Annotated in this window: 15 protein-coding genes; 6 read left to right on the top strand and 9 right to left on the bottom strand. The window is 73.0% G+C overall.

Annotated elements, in window-relative coordinates; genetic code table 11:
- Positions 1–5: 5 nt before the first annotated feature.
- Positions 6–1,001, top strand: a complete 996-nt coding sequence (gene miaA, locus ACZ5T9_RS08520; protein WP_464832625.1) for a tRNA (adenosine(37)-N6)-dimethylallyltransferase MiaA — start codon at positions 6–8, stop codon at positions 999–1,001.
- Here the strand turns inward: miaA and ACZ5T9_RS08515 are convergent.
- Genes ACZ5T9_RS08515 through ACZ5T9_RS08500 form a run of 4 tightly spaced genes read right to left on the bottom strand, consistent with a single transcriptional unit; the run spans position 985 to position 3,683 of the window.
- Positions 985–1,254, bottom strand: a complete 270-nt coding sequence (locus tag ACZ5T9_RS08515; protein ID WP_464832624.1) for a hypothetical protein — start codon at positions 1,252–1,254, stop codon at positions 985–987. The genes miaA and ACZ5T9_RS08515 overlap by 17 nt on opposite strands.
- Positions 1,251–2,069 carry a hypothetical protein gene (locus ACZ5T9_RS08510; RefSeq protein WP_464832623.1) on the bottom strand — a complete coding sequence of 273 codons (819 nt, stop codon included), beginning with the start codon at positions 2,067–2,069 and terminating at the stop codon, positions 1,251–1,253. Before ACZ5T9_RS08510 ends, ACZ5T9_RS08515 begins: the two co-directional genes overlap by 4 nt.
- Positions 2,050–2,655 (bottom strand): GTPase domain-containing protein, encoded by a 606-nt coding sequence (locus ACZ5T9_RS08505; RefSeq protein WP_006904872.1) that lies wholly within the window; start codon positions 2,653–2,655, stop codon positions 2,050–2,052. The genes ACZ5T9_RS08510 and ACZ5T9_RS08505 overlap by 20 nt, the downstream gene beginning before the upstream one ends.
- A complete protein-coding gene (locus ACZ5T9_RS08500) occupies positions 2,652–3,683 on the bottom strand; it encodes an AAA family ATPase (protein ID WP_464832622.1) in 1,032 nt (343 codons plus the stop codon). Before ACZ5T9_RS08500 ends, ACZ5T9_RS08505 begins: the two co-directional genes overlap by 4 nt.
- 206 nt (positions 3,684–3,889) lie before the next feature.
- On the opposite strand from ACZ5T9_RS08500, the gene hflX reads away from it, so the two are divergent.
- Both hflX and ACZ5T9_RS08490 read left to right on the top strand, forming a co-directional pair.
- Complete coding sequence (gene hflX / locus ACZ5T9_RS08495) at positions 3,890–5,473, top strand: GTPase HflX (protein ID WP_464832620.1); 1,584 nt, start codon at positions 3,890–3,892, stop codon at positions 5,471–5,473.
- A gap of 72 nt (positions 5,474–5,545) precedes the next feature.
- Entirely contained in the window at positions 5,546–6,067 is a 522-nt protein-coding gene (locus ACZ5T9_RS08490) for a DUF456 domain-containing protein (RefSeq protein ID WP_464832619.1), read from the top strand.
- A gap of 71 nt (positions 6,068–6,138) precedes the next feature.
- Here ACZ5T9_RS08490 and lexA read toward each other — a convergent pair whose 3' ends face one another.
- Positions 6,139–6,744, bottom strand: coding sequence for a transcriptional repressor LexA (lexA, locus tag ACZ5T9_RS08485; protein WP_006904868.1), 606 nt, complete (start codon positions 6,742–6,744; stop codon positions 6,139–6,141).
- A 659-nt stretch (positions 6,745–7,403) separates the two neighbouring features.
- Here lexA and ACZ5T9_RS08480 point away from each other — a divergent pair.
- Complete coding sequence (locus tag ACZ5T9_RS08480; RefSeq protein ID WP_464832618.1) at positions 7,404–7,586, top strand: LysM peptidoglycan-binding domain-containing protein; 183 nt, start codon at positions 7,404–7,406, stop codon at positions 7,584–7,586.
- Positions 7,587–8,466: 880 nt separating this feature from the next.
- On the opposite strand, the gene ACZ5T9_RS08475 is transcribed toward ACZ5T9_RS08480, so the two are convergent.
- Both ACZ5T9_RS08475 and ACZ5T9_RS08470 read right to left on the bottom strand, forming a co-directional pair.
- Positions 8,467–9,282: an enoyl-CoA hydratase/isomerase family protein gene (locus tag ACZ5T9_RS08475; protein WP_464832617.1), complete on the bottom strand. Its 816-nt coding sequence runs from the start codon at positions 9,280–9,282 to the stop codon at positions 8,467–8,469.
- 217 nt (positions 9,283–9,499) lie between these two features.
- Positions 9,500–10,495 carry a zinc-dependent alcohol dehydrogenase family protein gene (locus ACZ5T9_RS08470; RefSeq protein WP_464832615.1) on the bottom strand — a complete coding sequence of 332 codons (996 nt, stop codon included), beginning with the start codon at positions 10,493–10,495 and terminating at the stop codon, positions 9,500–9,502.
- A 290-nt stretch (positions 10,496–10,785) separates the two neighbouring features.
- Here ACZ5T9_RS08470 and ACZ5T9_RS08465 point away from each other — a divergent pair, with 290 nt between their 5' ends.
- Positions 10,786–12,489, top strand: a complete 1,704-nt coding sequence (locus ACZ5T9_RS08465) for an MFS transporter (protein ID WP_464832614.1) — start codon at positions 10,786–10,788, stop codon at positions 12,487–12,489.
- A gap of 70 nt (positions 12,490–12,559) precedes the next feature.
- Positions 12,560–13,384 carry a metallophosphoesterase family protein gene (locus ACZ5T9_RS08460; RefSeq protein ID WP_006904862.1) on the top strand — a complete coding sequence of 275 codons (825 nt, stop codon included), beginning with the start codon at positions 12,560–12,562 and terminating at the stop codon, positions 13,382–13,384.
- A 124-nt stretch (positions 13,385–13,508) separates the two neighbouring features.
- Here ACZ5T9_RS08460 and ACZ5T9_RS08455 read toward each other — a convergent pair whose 3' ends face one another.
- Both ACZ5T9_RS08455 and ACZ5T9_RS08450 read right to left on the bottom strand, forming a co-directional pair.
- Positions 13,509–14,999, bottom strand: coding sequence for an aldehyde dehydrogenase family protein (locus tag ACZ5T9_RS08455; protein WP_006904861.1), 1,491 nt, complete (start codon positions 14,997–14,999; stop codon positions 13,509–13,511).
- Between the two features lie 112 nt (positions 15,000–15,111).
- A complete protein-coding gene (locus tag ACZ5T9_RS08450) occupies positions 15,112–16,212 on the bottom strand; it encodes a polysaccharide deacetylase family protein (RefSeq protein ID WP_464832613.1) in 1,101 nt (366 codons plus the stop codon).
- Positions 16,213–16,590: the final 378 nt, after the last annotated feature.

Here is a 16,590-nt window from a genome sequence, read left to right as displayed (position 1 = left end):
GCGGCGTGCTCATCGTGATCGTGGGACCCACGGCGGTGGGCAAGACCGAACTCTCCCTGCTGCTGGCCGATCTCTTGCCCGTCGAAGTGGTTTCCGCCGATTCCACCCAGGTCTACCGGGGCCTGGACATCGGCACCGACAAGGTCGATCCTGCCGTCCGGCGCCGCATCCCCCACCACCTGATCGACATCCGTGACCCCGATGAGCCGTACAGCGTGGCCGATTTCCGGCGGGACGCCACGGCGGCCATCCAGGCCATCTGCCGGCGGGGGCGGTACCCGGTGCTGGTGGGAGGGACGGGCTACTACGTCACCGCCCTGCTGCGGGGCTTTGACTTCGAGCCCGTTCCTCCCGACCCGGACCTGCGGCGGCGGCTGGAAGAAGAGTACGAGAAGCTGGGCCCGGAGGCCCTCCACCGGCGGCTGGCCGCCGTCGACCCCCAGCGGGCCGCGGTCATCCACCCCCGCGATCGCAAGCGGCTGGTCCGGGCCCTGGAGATCTGGTACCAGACCGGCCGGCCGCCCAGCCAGTTCGCGCCGCCGCGCTCGGGGCCCCTCGCCTTTGATGCCCGCTGCTACGGCCTGACGGCACCGCGGGATGACGTCTACCGCGCCATCGCCCGGCGGGTCGACCGCCAGCTGGCCCGGGGCCTGGTGGAGGAGGTGCGGCGGCTGCTGGAGGCGGGGTACGACCCCCGGCTGCCGGCGCTGCAGGCCCTGGGCTACAAGGAGATCGCGGGATACCTGCGGGGCGAGTACGACCTGGCCGAGGCCCGGCGGCGGCTCATTCGCAACACGCGGCACTATGCCAAGCGGCAGTGGACCTGGTTCCGCCACCAGCTGCCGGAGGTCCGGTGGTTCGACCGCCGGGAGTGGACCCTGCCCCAGGTGGCCCGCTTCATCGCGGCGGAGGCGGAGGCGGGGATGCCGTCCGGGAAGGTGGGGGCTCCGGCGGCACCGGCCAGGGACGATCCGGGACCGGCGCCTACCCCGGGCCGTTGAGGCCGGGCGGGGCCGGGTTGCGGGGGTCGCGGCGGGCGCGGTGGTCGCAGACGGGACAGCTGCCCCGCACCAGGGCCTCGGCCCGCAGGGCCAGGGGCGCCTCGGCGCAACCCAGCCGGTATCCTTCCCGGCGGCCCCGCCGCCGGCCGGCGGCATACCCGGCGGCCAGCGCCAGGACGAGCAGGGCGGCCCCGGCCAGCACCGCCGCCACCCCCGTTGCGGCCAGCGCCGGCACGGACGCCCCCGGGCTCACGGCACACCCTCCCCGCCGGCCGGAGGGCCGGCCGGGGATCCACCGCGTTGTGGGGGTGCCCCGGAGGCCACGGCGCCGTTGCCGGCCTGGGGATCCCGCGCCGGGTGCGTCCGGCCCCGCCTCCCCGGGACCAGCGGCCCGCGACCGGCCAGCCCGGCCCCGGCGGCTGCGGCCCAGGCGGCCACCGCCCGCAGGGGGTCCCAGGCTGCGGCCGCCAGAGCCAGCCCGAGCCCGGTCAGCAGCGCCTCTTGCGGGCCGAGCCGCGCCGCCCAGTTGCGGGCGGGCCCGGCCCCGGGCACCGGCCCAAGCGGGTCGTCCCCTGAGGTCCGGGCTTGCTCCCGCCGCAGGTCGATCCAGTCGTCCACCAGTTGTACCGAGCCCACGAGGGCCAGGGCGGCCAGGGTGTCCGGCAGGCCCGCGGCGGCCACCGAAAGGGCCACCGTGAGCGCCGTCTCCTGCCAGGCGCGCAGCCCCAGGGGCAGCCGGGTGCCGCTGCCGTGGGCCATCCCCCAGGCGTAGCTGGCCCAAAAGAGAAGCAGCGCGTCCCGCAGGGAGAGGGCGGCAGCGGCAGCCAGGGCAGCCAGGGCATAGGCGGTGGCGGCGGGTCCCAGCCGGACGGCGGCGTTGGGCCGGCCCGTCCAGGCATCCTCCTCCCGGTCCAGGACGTCGTCCATCAGCTTCACCGCCACGCCCACCAGCAGCACCGCCAGGACCCGCAGCCCCTCGGCAGGACCGGCGGGCGGCAGCCATCCGGCCGCCAGCCCCTCCCGCCAGCGGGCCAGCAGGGGAAGGAGATCAGACGTAGCGGGCCACAAAGCGCCGCACCTCCCGGAAACCGGTCCGCTGCAGGGCCGAGACCGGCAGCACCGGCCGGCCGCTGAAGACCCGCCGGATGGTGGCCAGCCCGCCGGGCGCGGCGGGCAGGTCCATCTTGTTGGCCAGGACGGCGTAGGGTGCCCGCAGGGGCAGGTAGCGGGCGATCTGGACCTCGACCTCGGCGATGGCGCTCCGGCCCTGCCGCCCCACCCGGTCGGCATCGATCACGTGCAGCACGGCATCGGCCAGCCGGAGGGCCCGCAGGGTCTGGGCCACCGCCAGCCGGACCTGGCGGTCCTCGTCGATGCCGTCCAGAAGGCCGGTGGAGTCGGTGAGCACCACCACCCGGGCCCGCTTGCGGCCCGGCACGGACACCGTCAGCGACTGCAGGCAGCGGGTGGTGTGGGGCTCGTCCCCCACCAGCAGCGGGCGGTCCCGTTCCAGGTGGCAGGGCCGGGTGAAGGTGCCGCCCTCGGCCGCCTGGACGGTCATCTCCGCCCGTTCGATCCCCAGGTAGCGCGCGAAGTTGAGCAGGAACAGGGTCTTGCCCGCGTTGGCCTGCCCAATGATCAGCGCCGTCTTCACGGCCACCCCTCCCCGGGGCCGGGGGCCGGGTCGAAATCGGCCGCGGTGAGGCGCATGAGCTCCTCCCGGCCGGCCCCGGGCCGGTCCAGCAAGCGGACGGCCTGCCGGCGGATGGCCCGCTCGATCAGGTTGCGGACCGTGCGGGCGTTGCCGGACCGCTCGCCATAGCCGGGAGGCAGGGACAGGAGGATCTCCCGCAGCCTCTGCTCGGCGCCGGGATCCAGCCGGTATTGCCGCTGTCCGGCCAGCTGGTGGGCGATGGCCACCAGTTCGTCCACGGTATAGTCGGGAAAGGTCAGGTGGATGGGGAACCGGGAGCGCAGGCCCGGGTTCACCTGGAGGAACCAGGCCATCTCCTGCCGGTACCCCGCCAGGATGACCACCAGCCGCTGCCGGTGGTCTTCCATCTGCTTGACCAGGGTGTCGATGGCTTCCTTGCCGAAGTCCTTCTCGCCGCCCCGAGCCAGGGAGTACGCCTCATCGATGAACAGCACCCCGCCCAGGGCCTGGTGGATGACCTGGCGCGTTTTCTGGGCCGTGTGGCCGATGTACTCGCCCACCAGGTCGGCCCGCTCGACCTCCACCAGGTGGCCCTTTTCCAGCACGCCCAGGGCCCGGAAGAGCCGGGCCAGGATGCGGGCCACGGTGGTCTTGCCGGTGCCCGGGTTGCCGGTAAAGACCATATGCAGGGTCAGGGGCTCGTTGATCAGGCCGGCCCGGGCCCGGCGCTCCCGCACGGTGACGTAGGCCCGGATCTCCCGGACCACCCGCTTGACGTGGTGCAGGCCGATCAGCGCGTCCAGCTCGGCCAGGGCCGCTTCGATTTCCCGCTCTCGCTGCCGCTGGTCCTCCGTGGTGTCCGGTGCCGGTTCCCGCTCCAGCCGGTGCAGGTAGACCACCGCCTGGGGCGGGGCGATGCGGCCGTCCTCGATCCAGCGCAGCACCTCGTCGGGGGAGGACGGCTGGGGCGGTTGCGGGGACGGCACCCGGCCGCCCGCGGGCGGGCGGGTGACGACGACGCGTTCCATGAAACCACCTCCGGCCCGGCATCGTTCCAGTGTATTCGGGGCGCCGGGGCGCCGTGTTCGTCCGGCGCCGGGGGATAGGAGGCGGGGGTCCAGGCGAGGTCCCTCCGCCCCCAGTGACGCCGCGGACGTCGCGGGGGTGTCTGATAGAATTCGGGTAGATGCGGCGGGGAGGGCCGGGGGGCAGGCGGGAGGAAGGAGGAACCGGCTTGACGGGCGACAGCGCCGGCGGAAGTCCCCGCCGGCGGCCGGAAAGGGCGCTGCTGGTGGGCGTCAGCTGGGAGCGGGGCGGGCGCCTCTCGCCCGAGGAGCGGCTGGCCGAGCTGAGGGAACTGGCCCGCTCCGCGGGGGCGGAGGTGGTGGGGGAGATCCGCCAGCGGCGGGACCGGCCGGAGCCCGCCACCCTGATCGGGCCGGGCAAGGTCCAGGAGGTGGCGGAGGCCCGCCGGCGGCTCGAAGCCGACGTGGTGATCTTCGATCGGGACCTGACCCCGGCCCAGCAGCGGAACCTGGAGCGGGCCATCGGCGGCAAGGTGATCGACCGCACCCAGCTGATCCTCGACATCTTCGCGTCCCGGGCCCGGACCAGGGAGGGCCAGCTGCAGGTCGAACTGGCCCAGCTGCAGTACCTGCTGCCCCGCCTGGCCGGCATGGGCGAAGCCCTCTCCCGCCTGGGCGGCGGGATCGGCACCCGGGGCCCTGGCGAGACCCGCCTGGAGGTCGACCGCCGCCGCATCCGCCTCCGGATCGCGGGCCTGCGCCGGCTGCTCGCCGAAGTCCGCCGCCAGCGCCAGACCCAGCGCAAGGGGCGGCGCCGGGCGGGGCTGCCCGTGGTGGCGCTGGTGGGCTACACCAACGCCGGCAAGACCACCCTGCACGCCGCGCTGGTCCGGCGGTTCGGGGCCGTCCCGGCCGGTGCCGTGGTGGCGGGCCGCGACCGGCTGTTCGACACCCTGGACCCCGCGGTGCGGCGGGTCGAGTGGCCCGGTCTGGGGCCCGTTCTGGTGGCCGACACCGTGGGGTTCATCCACGACCTGCCGCCCCACCTGATCGCCGCCTTCCGCGCCACCCTCGAAGAGGTCCTGGAAGCGGACCTGCTGCTCCACGTGGTCGACGTTTCCCAGCCGCGGTGGCCCGTGGATGTGGACACGGTGGAGGAGATCCTCGATGACCTGGGCGCCGTCCAGCCCCGCCTGCTGGTGCTGAACAAGATCGACCGGGGGGAGGCCGGGGGAGAGGGGGCGAGGGGAGAGGCGGCCGGCGGCGAGGAGACCCGAGGACACGATGCGGAGTGCAAGGGCGGGGAGGCCGGCGGCGGCGAGGCCTGGGGAAGGGAATCCGGAGACGGGAGCAGGGACCCCAGGGGAGAAGGCAGGCCGCCCGAGGCCATCCCGACGGCGCATCCCCTGCCGGCGGCCCCCTTGAGCGGCGAAAATGCGGCCCCTGCTGGTATTGGCGGCCGGGCCGTGCGGGTTTCCGCGCTGACGGGCCAGGGACTGGACCGGCTGGCGGTTGCGGTGGCGGAACTGCTGGGTCGGGATCGCCTCCGGGTGCGGGTGGAGGTGCCCTACCACCGGAGCGACCTGCGGTCCCGGATTCATGCCGGGGGCCCCGTCCTGGCGGAAGAACCGGTCCCGGCGGGCTGGAGCCTGGTGGCCCTCCTGCCGCAGGCCGAGATCGGGCGGCTCCGGCGGGCCGGGTGCCGCATCGAGGACGCGGCACGTATCGAGGACGCGGCAATCGAGGACGCCGCGGAAGATGGTGCAAGGAGGCTGGACGGGAGCCGGCCTTGAACCGGGCGTGGCGGGCCGGGCCGGCCGCTGCAACGGGCGGAACGGCGCCGCAGACGGGAGGGATCAGGGATCATGCCGGTCCTGCCGGGAATTGCGGCTGAGGCTGGAGGAGGCCCGTGGTGGCTCGCCCTGCTGGCGTCCATCGGCATTGCCGCTGGCCTGGTGGGAACCGTCCTCCCCGCTCTCCCGGGGATCCCGCTGGTCTTCCTGTCCATCGCCGGTTACGCGGTCGCCACGGGCTTTCGGGAAATCTCCGGCACGGCCCTGCTGGTCATGTTGGCGGCCACCGTGACCGGCATGGCCCTGGAATACGGCCTGGGGCCGGCAGCGGCCCGGCGCCGCGGCGCCAGCCGGGCCGCCTTCTGGGGTGCCATTGCAGGTGGACTGGCCGGCACCTTCATCCTGGGCCCCCTGGGCATCTTGCTGGGGCCGCTGGCCGGGGCCGTGGTGGGTGAACTGGCCAGCGGCCGGACATGGCAACAGGCGTTGTCCACCGGCTGGACGACAGCGGTGGGACTGGTGGCCGGCCTGGCACTTGAGCTGCTCATCGGCCTCGCCATGGCGGTCTACTTCTGGATACGGGTCCTCGCATGAGGCCGCGCCGCGGGTCAGGTGCCGCGGTCCGGGGCATTCCTGGCCTTGAATCGGCCTTGATCACCCCGGTCTCAAATCATCCGGCGCAGAAGGGCCACCACCTTCCCGAGGATACGGGCCGTCCGCACGCGGATGGGTTCCATGGCCGGATTCTCCGGCTGCAACCGGATGCCGTCGCGCTCCCGGTAGAACCGCTTCACCGTCGCTTCATCGTCGATCAGGGCGACCACGATGTCCCCGTTGTCGGCCGTTTCCTGCCGGCGGACGATGACGTAGTCACCGTCCAGGATGCCCGCCCCGATCATGCTGTCGCCGCGGATGCGCAGGGCGAACACCTCCCCCTCGGGCACCAGCTCCGTCGGGAGGGGGAGGACGTCCTCGATGTTCTCGACCGCCAGGATCGGCTGGCCCGCGGTCACCTGCCCCACCAGGGGGACCGGCACCGTCCGCGTCCGCAGGCCGGATTCCTCCAGGACCTCGATGGCCCGCGGCTTGGTGGGATCGCGGCGGATGTAGCCCTTTCGCTCCAGCCTCGCCAGATATGTGTGGACGGTGGATGTGCTCTTCAGGCCCACCGCTTCCCCGATTTCCCGTACCGAAGGGGGATAGCCTCGCTCGCGGATCGACGCCTTGATGTAATCGAGAATCTGCCGCTGCCTGCGGGTCAGCTCTTCCAAGTCGGCACCTCCCACCGCCGCGGGCCCTTTTCCCGCTGCTTAGGCCGCCCCGGTTCCTAACCCGGTGGATCGGCCTTTTCCACCACCTTGGCGCCGTGACGCCGGCGCTGCCGGCTTCGGGCGCCGGCGGACCGCCCTGCACCCGCCCTGCACCCATTGTACGGATCGAAAGCAGGTTCCACAAACAGTTGTTCGGACCCCGCGTGGGAATTCCTGCATGATGGGACGCACCGTCGCCAGATTTTTGCCCCTTGACACCGAACGGATGTTCCATGGTATGATGGGACCCGAACATATGTTTCGGTGCCGGGGGGATCACCGTGGCAGTACGGGTTCAGTGCCGGGGTGCTAGACCTTTTGGCGACGGTAGGGGCCGAAGCGGCCGGCCGGCGGCGGGCGCTTTCAGGCGCCGCCGGTACCGATGGGGCCGGCCTGGGCGGACCGTGGCCGCGCTGGTTCTTGTGACAGGGGTGATCCTGGGCGTAGCCTGGGGCGGCGGGCTCTGGCCGGCACGGGCGGTGGCTTCGGACGAGGGTGCGGCCAAGCCGCCGGTTCAAAAGGTGGCCCGTCATCCAGGGGGCGCGGATCCGGCGGCACGGGCCGGGAGGTCACCGCAAGCGTCGACCGCAAATGGCGATGGCGCTGGGGAGGCTGCCTTATTGCAGGGGAACCAGGTGGTCGTCCGGCGGGGCGATCGCATCTGGGCCATTGTGGAGCGGTATGGGCGCAGCGACCGGGATCCCCGGGATCTGGTGGCGGCCGTGATGGAGGCCAACGGCCTGACATCCCCGGCACTACGGCCCGGTATGATCCTGGTCCTGCCACCCGAGGTTCTCCGGTAGGCGGAGCACCGCGGACCCCAGACATCCGGTGCAGGGCGGCCCGCTGCCGGCCGCCGCACCGCCCATGGTATACGGCCATCCTCCCGGCCTTTTCTTACGGATGTCTTGTGAGCGATTCATTCCTTGTGTTTGCCGGAAGGCATCCTGCGGGCCCGCTGCTCGGCAGCGGTACACCGGGTGAGCATGCAACCGTCCGCCGATCGGGATTTTTCGGGCGGGTGGCGGGCAGCCACATTGCGGCGGAGCCGTACCTGGGCGGAGGAACCGGTACCGGTTGCAGCGCAGCCGGTGGATGCGATGGGCAGGCTTACCGCCGCTCTGGGTCGCTTCGTCCAGATTCGCAGATTTCTCTGGAGAAGCCATGAGCGACCACCTTCCGTGGCCACCGCCAGGGCTGGAGGGCCGGCGGGCAGCGGGACACCGGGGTTCTGGTGAGACCCCGGGACCTGGCTTCAGGACGTCGTCCTGTACTTCGTATAAGTAACATTATGTTAAGTAAGTTAAGTAAGCACGGGGCACCCCACGGCCCCCAGCCCCTCTCGCTCCCGCGACACGACCAGCCCGGCGGCGGGTTCGACCGTACAAGCGACGAGGAGGCTCCCTGCAGGCGGAAGTCGCCGACCCGCCTGCAGGGATTCGCCCCAGCCGAAGGGTGCCGGGGGACGGCGGGCGTCGCCGGGTGACGCGGACCCGGCCGCGTTCCCCCAAGCATGTTGCCCGGAATCGGGGCCCGCCGCGAAGGGGCACCTACGCACCGAGCGGCCCCACCCGTGTGGCGGCGAGCCCGGCCCCCGCTCCAGGGCGGGTCCCCCTCCGCCGGCGTGGGTTGGAGGTGGGGGCTGCAGGCGGGGTCTATCCCTACCGAAGGTGCGCCCGTGCCTCAAAGCGGCGAGCTGGGCTCGAACTGGGGCGGCCGCTTGCTGCGTAGCGAAGCCAGGCCCTCGGCGGCATCCGGCAAGGTGAAACCCAGGAACTCCAGCGCCGTCGAGGTGTCGAAGATCGGACCCGCGGCCCGCAGCCAGTTGTTGAGGGCGTACTTGGTCCAGCGGATCGCCGTCGGGCTGCCCTGGGCCAGCCGGCGGGCAATGTTCAGGGCAGCCTCCCGGGCCTCGCCGTCGTCCACGCAGAGGGCGACGAGCCCGATCCGGGCGGCTTCCTCGCCGCTCACGGGCTCGTTCAGCAGGAGGTGATACTTGGCCCGGGCCATGCCCACCAGTAGAGGCCAGATGATGGCGGCGTGATCGCCGGCGGCCACGCCCAGGCGAACGTGCCCATCCAGCAGGCGGGCGTTCCGGGCGGCCACGGCGATGTCGGCCAGCAGCGCCACGGCCAGTCCGGCGCCGACGGCGGGGCCTTCGATGGCGGAGACCACGGGCTTGGAACAATTGATGAGGTTGTACACCAGGTCGCGGGCTTCTTTCCAGACCCGCACCCGGACCTGGGGATCCTGCATGATGGCTTCGACCAGGCGGAAATCGCCGCCGGCCGAAAAGGCCTTCCCTGCGCCCCGTACCAGCACGACCCGAACTCCGGCGTCGCCGTCGATGTCCCTCCAGATGCGGGTAAGCTCGGTATGGGTCTCGGCGTCCACCGCGTTGAGCGTCTCCGGCTGCTCCAGGACCAGCTCCAGGATCCCGGGTTCCGCCCAGGACAGCTGCAGCCGCCGGTATTGGTGCCACCAGGACGACACGGGCATTCCCTGCCTTCCTCCGGGAGGGTTCCAGGTGCAATGAAGAGACGTCCGGCCCCGAGTGAACCCGAGGGAGACGGAGTTCGGCCGGGGGGACCCCGAACTCCTGCCGAGACTTTTGCCGAGCTCCTGCACGGGTCTCTCTCCTGCCGTCTCGGCTGCGGTCGCCGTTGGCGGGGCCGGCCCGCACCGGGCTCCCGGCTCCCGCGGGTCCGGTTCCGGCTCAGAAGCCGCCGGGGGAACCGGCGGGTCGAACCCGCAGGGCGATCTTGCCGCGCACGCCGCCCTCCTCCAGGCGGCTGTGGGCTTCGGCCACCTGGTCCAGGGGCAGGATGCCGTCCAGGGCCGGGCGCAGCTTGCCGCCTTCGATCAGGGTCCGGAGGGCATCCAGCTTGTACCGGGCCCGCTCCAGGAAGAGCCCGTGCAGTGTCAGGTTCTTCCGCGACAGGGGGCCCAGGTTGACCTGGCCGCCCAGGATGGTCACCACCCGTCCGTGGGGCCGCACCACCTCAAGACTCCGGGTGAGGACCTCCCCTCCCACCGTGTCCAGGACCAGGTCCACGCCCTGGCCGCCGGTCTCGCGCCGGATGACCTCCACGAAATCCTGGGTCCGGTACTCGATCACCCGGTAGGCGCCCAGGGACTTGACGAATTCCATGTTGTCGGCCCGGGCGGTCGCGTAGACGAAAGCACCGGCCGCCTTGGCGATCTGGACGGCGAAGTGGCCGACACCACCGGCCGCGCCGTGGATCAACACCGTTTCGCCCACCTTTAGCCCACCACGGGTGATCAGGCCGTCCCACGCCGTTCCCCCGGCCAGGGGCACCACGGCCGCTTCGGTGTGGGACAGGTTCTCCGGCTTGCGGGCGACGATCTCCTGGCGCGCCACGTGATACTGCGCGTAGCTGCCCGGCCGGCCACCGAAGATCTCGGGGGTGTAGTAGACCTCATCGCCCGGCTGGAAATCCGTCACTCCCGGTCCCACCGCCACCACCACGCCCGACACGTCGTAGCCGATGATGGCAGGAGGCACCACACCGGCCCAGGTGCCGTTGCGGCGAATCTTGTAATCCACCGGGTTGACGGAACTGGCGTGAACCTCGACCAGCACCTCGCCCGGGCCGGGCTCGGGTACCGGTACCTCCCGGGCTTCAAAGACCTCAGGCCCTCCGAAGGTCCGGATGACCATGGCCCTCATGGTCTTCGCCGTCTTCGCCATGGGACTCCCCCCACCCGTGGGATCTGGACCCAGTTAACGGGTAAACCCATTACCGGGATAAGCCAATGCTTACAGCCTCGTCAAGGCGGCCTGCGCCCCGGCGCTACCGGGAGGAAGGCGGCGCCGCCCAGCACGGGCGGCTTGCCGGCCGGCGGCGGCACCGGCGGGCCCCGGGCGAGCCGGGTGGCAGCCCGCGCTCCCCGGCTGCCCGGCAGGAGCTACCGCCGGTGCTGCCCAAACCTCTTCAGGGATGGCCAGGACCCCGGCGTCCCGGCCCGGCAGGAGGGACGATGCCTACGCGTACCGACAACCATCCAAGGGCGGGTTCCGCTCCCGATCCCGGGACACCCGCCCCGGTCCCCGGCTCGCCTCCCCGTTCCCACGGGCAGGGGCAGGTGGCGGAGATGCCGGCCGGCCTGCCGCCGCAAGGCCCGCCGGAGGACCCACGGCGGCCTGGCCTCCCGGGCGGCCCTGCTGCGGCCACGGCGGCCGGCGCCGCCGTAGCGGCCGGGCCGCCGGGCCCGGCGGCAGGGGCCAGGCAGCCCGCCGGGGCCGGCGCGGCGGGGCAGGCCGTAGCGGCCGGGCAGGCTCTGCCCCGGCGCTGGTTTCTCCTGGCGCTGGCCACCCTGCAACAGGCGGGGCTCACCGGCATCCGCTTCGGGATCCCCGTACTGGCCCCGTTCATCCGGGCGGACCTGGGCCTGTCCCTGACGGCCACCGGACTCGTCCTGGGTGCCTTCGACCTGGGGGCGCTGGCGACCTTTTACCTGACCGGGCGCCTGACGGACCGCTACGGTGATCGCCGGGTCATGGCGGCCGGTGCCGTCCTGGCGGGCCTGGTCTCTCTGGCCGCGGCCCTGGATGGGGCGGGGCTGGGCATGCTGCTGGGCCTGCTGGTGATGGCGGGGACGGGTTTCCCGTCCAGCCAGGTGGCCGGCAGCCACGCCGTCATCGGCTGGTTTCCCCCCAGGGAGCGCGGCCTCGCCATGGGGATCCGCCAGGCGGGCTTGCCGGCGGGCGGGTTTGCGGCCGCATGGCTCCTCCCCGGCCTGGCCAGTGCCTGGGGCTGGCGGGCGGCCCTGGCAGGGGCGGCGGTGGCCTGCATCGCCAGCGGGGTGCTGGTGGGACTGGTCCTCCCGCGGGACGAGCCCGGGCCGGTCCCACGGCCCCGGGAGACGGGAACCGGACCCGGGTCCGGACAACGCGGCCGCGTTGCCGGGGCGCGTTGCGCGAAATGCGGGCCGGCGGAGGTCCACGGGGCGCGGTCGGGGCGGGCCCAGGACCCGCGGGCGGCCCGGGCGGCGCAGGGGCGGGATGCCGGCGCCCTGGCGGTGGCGGCCTGGTTCTTCCGCCAGCCCACGCTGGTCCTGGTCACCGTCGTAGCGTGCGTGCTGGCAGCGGTCCAGTTCAGCCTGACGGGGTACTTGCCCCTGTTCATGGAAGACGTGTTCGGCTGGTCCCCGGACGCGGCCGGGCGCCTTCTGCTGGTGGTCCATCTGGGGGGCATGCTGGGGCGGCTGGCCTGGGGCTGGGCCTCCGACCGGCTGTTTGGCGGCCAGCGGGCGCAGCCCATGGCCGGTGCGGCCTTGGGGGGGATGCTGGCGGCGGCGGGCCTGGTGGCCGCCGCCCTCCTGGGCGGCACCAGCGGGCACGGTCCGGTAGGATCCGCGGCCATGGTGCTCCTGGCGGCCCTGGCAGGGTTCAGTTGTCTCGGGTGGAACGGGCTCTACACCACGGTGGTGGCGGAAAACGCGGGATCCCGGTCGGCGCCGGCTTTGGGCCTGAGCATGACGGTGCTGTACGTCTTCACCATGCTGGCGCCGCCCCTCTTCGGGCGGGTGGTGGACGCAGTGGGCCACTACGCGGCCGCCTGGGGCCTGGCGGTACTCTTGCAACTGGCGGGCCTGGTTCTCATCGGCCGGCTTCACCGCCGGCTGGCGGGCGGCGCTGAAGGACTGGCCCGGGGGATCCGGCCGCTGGCGGGTTCGTCCTGAGGGGGCGGACCAGGCACGGGCAGGGTCGGGGGCGGGGCCCGGTGAGGGACGCGTGCGAGGAGGTGCTACCGTGAGGGTCGCGGTGATCAGCGACATCCACGGCAACGGGCCGGCCCTGGACGCCGTCCTGGCCGACATCGCCGCCCGGGCCGTGGACGCCATCTACTGCCTGGGTGACGTGGCGTTCCAGGGGCCCCACGCGGCCTACTGCGTGGACGTCTTGCGGGAGCGGCACATCCCCACGGTGCGGGGGAACACCGACCGGTACCTGGCGGGAGGCGGCCGGCCGCCAGGGATGCCGTCCGGGCGGGCCGACGCCTTGCTGCGCCCCTGGCGGGAAGCCCTGGGGCCGGAGCGGCTGGCCTGGCTGGGGGCTCTGCCCGAGCGGCTCGAGGTTACGTGGGGTGGCGCCCCAGGGCTTCTGGTGCACGGTTCGCCCCGCTCGGACGAAGAGCCCCTGCTTCCCAGGCTGCCGGGCACCGGCCCGGCCGGCGCTCCCGGCACGGGACCCGGCACTGGGAGCCCGCCCGGCGCCGGCAGCCCGGAAGATGGCGATCCCCTGGCGGGCGTGGACGCCCAGCTGGTGCTCTTCGGTCACCACCACCTGCAACTGGCCTGGCGCCAGGGTGGGACCGGCCCCTGGATGGTGGGGCCGGGCAGCGTGGGCATGCCTTTCGACGGAGATCCGCGGGCTGCCTACGCCCTGATCACCGTGGAGGAGGACAGGGACGCCCCCCGTGTCGGTGCACCGCGGATGGCGGTGACCCTGGTGCGGGTCCCTTATGACGTGGAGGCCGTCATCGCTGCCCACCGGCAGGCAGGGCTCATGGACTACAATCCCCTGTTCCCCGCCCAGCTGCGCCAGGCGCGCATGCATCCGGCCCCCCAGGGGTGAACCCCGAACCCCGGGGTGAACCCCGAACCCCGGGTGGAACGGCACCAGGGGAGGGCTCGCCCCTGCCCTCCCCCGGCCTTCCCTGGGATCGTGCGGTCCAGGAACCGTCAGGCGTCACGGGGCCCTAGTCGATCTTCACCTCGTCGATCTGGGCCCGCTGCAGCCGGCCGCTGAAGTCCACGTAGATCGCCTTCCACTCCGTGTAGACCTCCAGCGCCGCCTGGCCGGCCTCCCGGTGTCCGTTGCCCGTCGCCCGCATGCCGCCGAAGGGCAGGTGGATCTCGGCCCCGATGGTGCCGTGGTTGACGTAGCAGATGCCCGTCGCCAGATCCCGCATGGCGACGAAGGCATTGCGCACGTTCTGGGTGAAGATCGAGCTGGAGAGGCCGTACTGGACCGAGTTGTTGATCTCGATGGCCTCCTCCAGGCTGCGGATCTTGATGATGGACAGCACCGGGCCGAAGATCTCCTCGTTGGCGATGCGCATGTCCGGGGTGACGTCGGCGAAGATGGTCGGCTGGAAGAAGAAGCCCCGGGCCAGCTCGCCCTCGGTGGCCGGCTGGCCGCCCACCACCAGGCGGGCGCCCTCCTCGCGGCCCACGTTGACGTAGTACGCCACCTTCTCCACCGCGCGGCCGTTGATGAGGGGGCCCACGTCCGTCTGGGGATCCAGGCCGTTGCCCAGGCGCAAGCGGGCCGCCCGGGCGGCCAGCCGCTCCACCACCTCGTCGTAGACGGCCTCGTGCACCAGCAGGCGGCTGGTCGCGGTGCAGCGCTGGCCGGTGGTGCCGAAGGCGCTCCAGATCACCGCCTGTTCCACCAGGTCCAGGTCGGCGTCGTCCATGACGATGACGGCATTCTTGCCCCCCAGCTCCAGGTGCACCCGCTTGAGCTGGGCGCCCGCCACCTGGTTGACGTGCTTGCCCGACTCCACCGACCCCGTGAAGGAGATCAGGTGGACGTCGGGATGGTGCAGCAGCGCCTCGCCCACGGTGCCACCCGGGCCGTAGACCAGGTTGAGCACGCCCGGCGGCAGCCCGGCCTCCTCGAAGATCCGCACCAGCTCGTAGGCCAGCCAGGGCGTGTCGGTGGCGGGCTTGAAGACCACCGTGTTGCCGGCCACCAGGGCGGGCATGATCTTCCACGTGGGGATGGCCAGCGGGAAGTTCCACGGGGTGATGGCCGCCACCACGCCGATGGGCTCCCGTACCGCCATGGCGAACTTGTCGGGCATTTCCGCCGGGGTGGTGTGGCCCAGCAGGCGCCGACCCTCGCCCGCCATGTAGTAGGCCATGTCGATGCCTTCCTGGACGTCGCCCCGCGCCTCGGGCAGGACCTTGCCCATCTCCTGGGTCATCTTGCGGGCCAGGTCTTCCTTGCGCTCCCGCAGGAGCTCGCCCGCCCGGTAGAGGATCTCGGCCCGGCGCGGCGCCGGGACCTTGCGCCACCTGGCGAAGGCCGCCTTGGCCGCGGCCACCGCTTCGGCCACGTCCTCCTCGGTGCCCAGGGCCGCCCGGCCCAGGACCTCCCCCGTGGCAGGGTTGATGTTGTCGACGTATTTCCCCGAACGGGGTTCGGTCCAGCGGCCGTTGATGTAGTTCAGGTAGACGGTCACGCCGCTCCCCCCTTCCCCCCTTGGTTCGCGAGGGGCCCGGACCAATCCTGCGGGCGGGACGGTCTCCTCCGACGGTGGCCGGAACGGGGCCGGATGGATCCCCTCCCTCCTGTCACCCCGACCCGCCGGTGGAAGGCGGCGTGGAGACGGGTCCGGCGGCGTCTCCGGCGGCGCCCGGGCCGGTAGCGGGCGCGGCCTCGCCCTGAGGGGTGGCGGCCTGCAAGGCGTCCAGCAGCTGGTCGACCGTCACGGGGCGCAGGGCCCTGGCCTCAAGGCGCTGCAGAAGCAGGGGCAGGGCCTCGATGGTGGCCCGTTGGGTGGCGTGGAGCATCAGGACGGCCCCGTTGTAGGCGCTGGCGGCGACCCGGGCCGCCAGCTGGTCCGGTGGCAGGGGCGGCACGTCCTGGGCGCCGATGTTGGTCCACAGCAGGACGCGGTGGCCTTCTTCCCGCGCCCAGCGGAAGACGGCCGGGTCGCGCAGGTCACCGGCCGGCCGGTAATACAGGGGGGGCCGGCCAGCCAGCCGTGCCAGCAAGGCCGCGGTCCTGCGGATCTCGGCCCGGGTCGCCGCCTCCCCCAGCTCGTGGGGACTACGGTGGCTCCAGCCGTGGTTTTCCACCTGGTGGCCCCGCCGCGCCAGCTCCTGCACCAGCTGGGGGTGTTGCTGCGACCGGGCACCTTCCAGGAAGAAGGTCGCCTTGACGTCATGCTCCTCCAGCACCGCCAGCAGGGCGGGCCAGGTGGCGGGATCGGGGCCGTCGTTGAAGGTCAGGGCCACCAGGCCGCCTTCCGCGGCGTTGCCGCCGCCCCCCAGTCTGGTTTCCTTCGTCGAACCCGAGGGGTCCTCGCCCCCCGCCCGCACCCCGCCCTCTCCGGTTCCCGGACCGGATGCCCCACCGGGGCCCGTTCCCGGCCGGCCGGAACCGGGTGAATTGCTTCCGGGCGCGGCGCCCGGATCCCGGCTTGCAGCCGTTCCCGGGCCGGATGCCGCGCCGGGACCCGCGTCCGGGGCTTGCCCCGCCGCCGTGAAGCCGGCCGCGCCGGGGATGCGCAGGCGCTGGCCCGCCTCGATGCGGGCCGGGTCTGTGAGCCCGTTGTACCGGGCCAGCTCCTCCACCGGTACGCCGTAGCGGCGAGCAATGCGGTACAAGGTCTCCCCCTTTTGCACCACGTGCACCCGCGGTTCGGCGGCCAGAACGGTTTGGGCCTGCAACCCCAACGGGCCCGCCCCTGCCGCGGCGTGGCCCGGCCGGAGGTCCGGCGTTCCCTCCGGGACGCCGGCGCCCGAGGGGTTTGAAATGGCAACCCCCTCGGTCCAGACCTTGCCCACACCCCAGCCGGCCAGGGCCGCGACCAGGCAGGCTACCAGCAGCGGCAGCCAGTGCCAGGGCGGAGGGGTTGCGGTCCTTTGCCCCGCCTGGGCACGGGACGAGCCCGCCCGGGAGGATGGGCCACCCGCTGTCTCACCGGGCGCGACCCGGCGCGCGCGGCCCAGGAACCCCGGGTTCCCGCTGCCGCCTTCCCCCGGGGCGGGACCGCGGCGGCACGGCGAGGACGGACCTGCCGCGGGGAGCACGGAGGCGGCCGGGGA

It is taken from the genome of Thermaerobacter nagasakiensis (assembly GCF_055396825.1).
The sequence above is the reverse complement of the archived record's forward strand: the minus strand, read 5'-3'. Positions and strand labels throughout refer to the sequence as shown.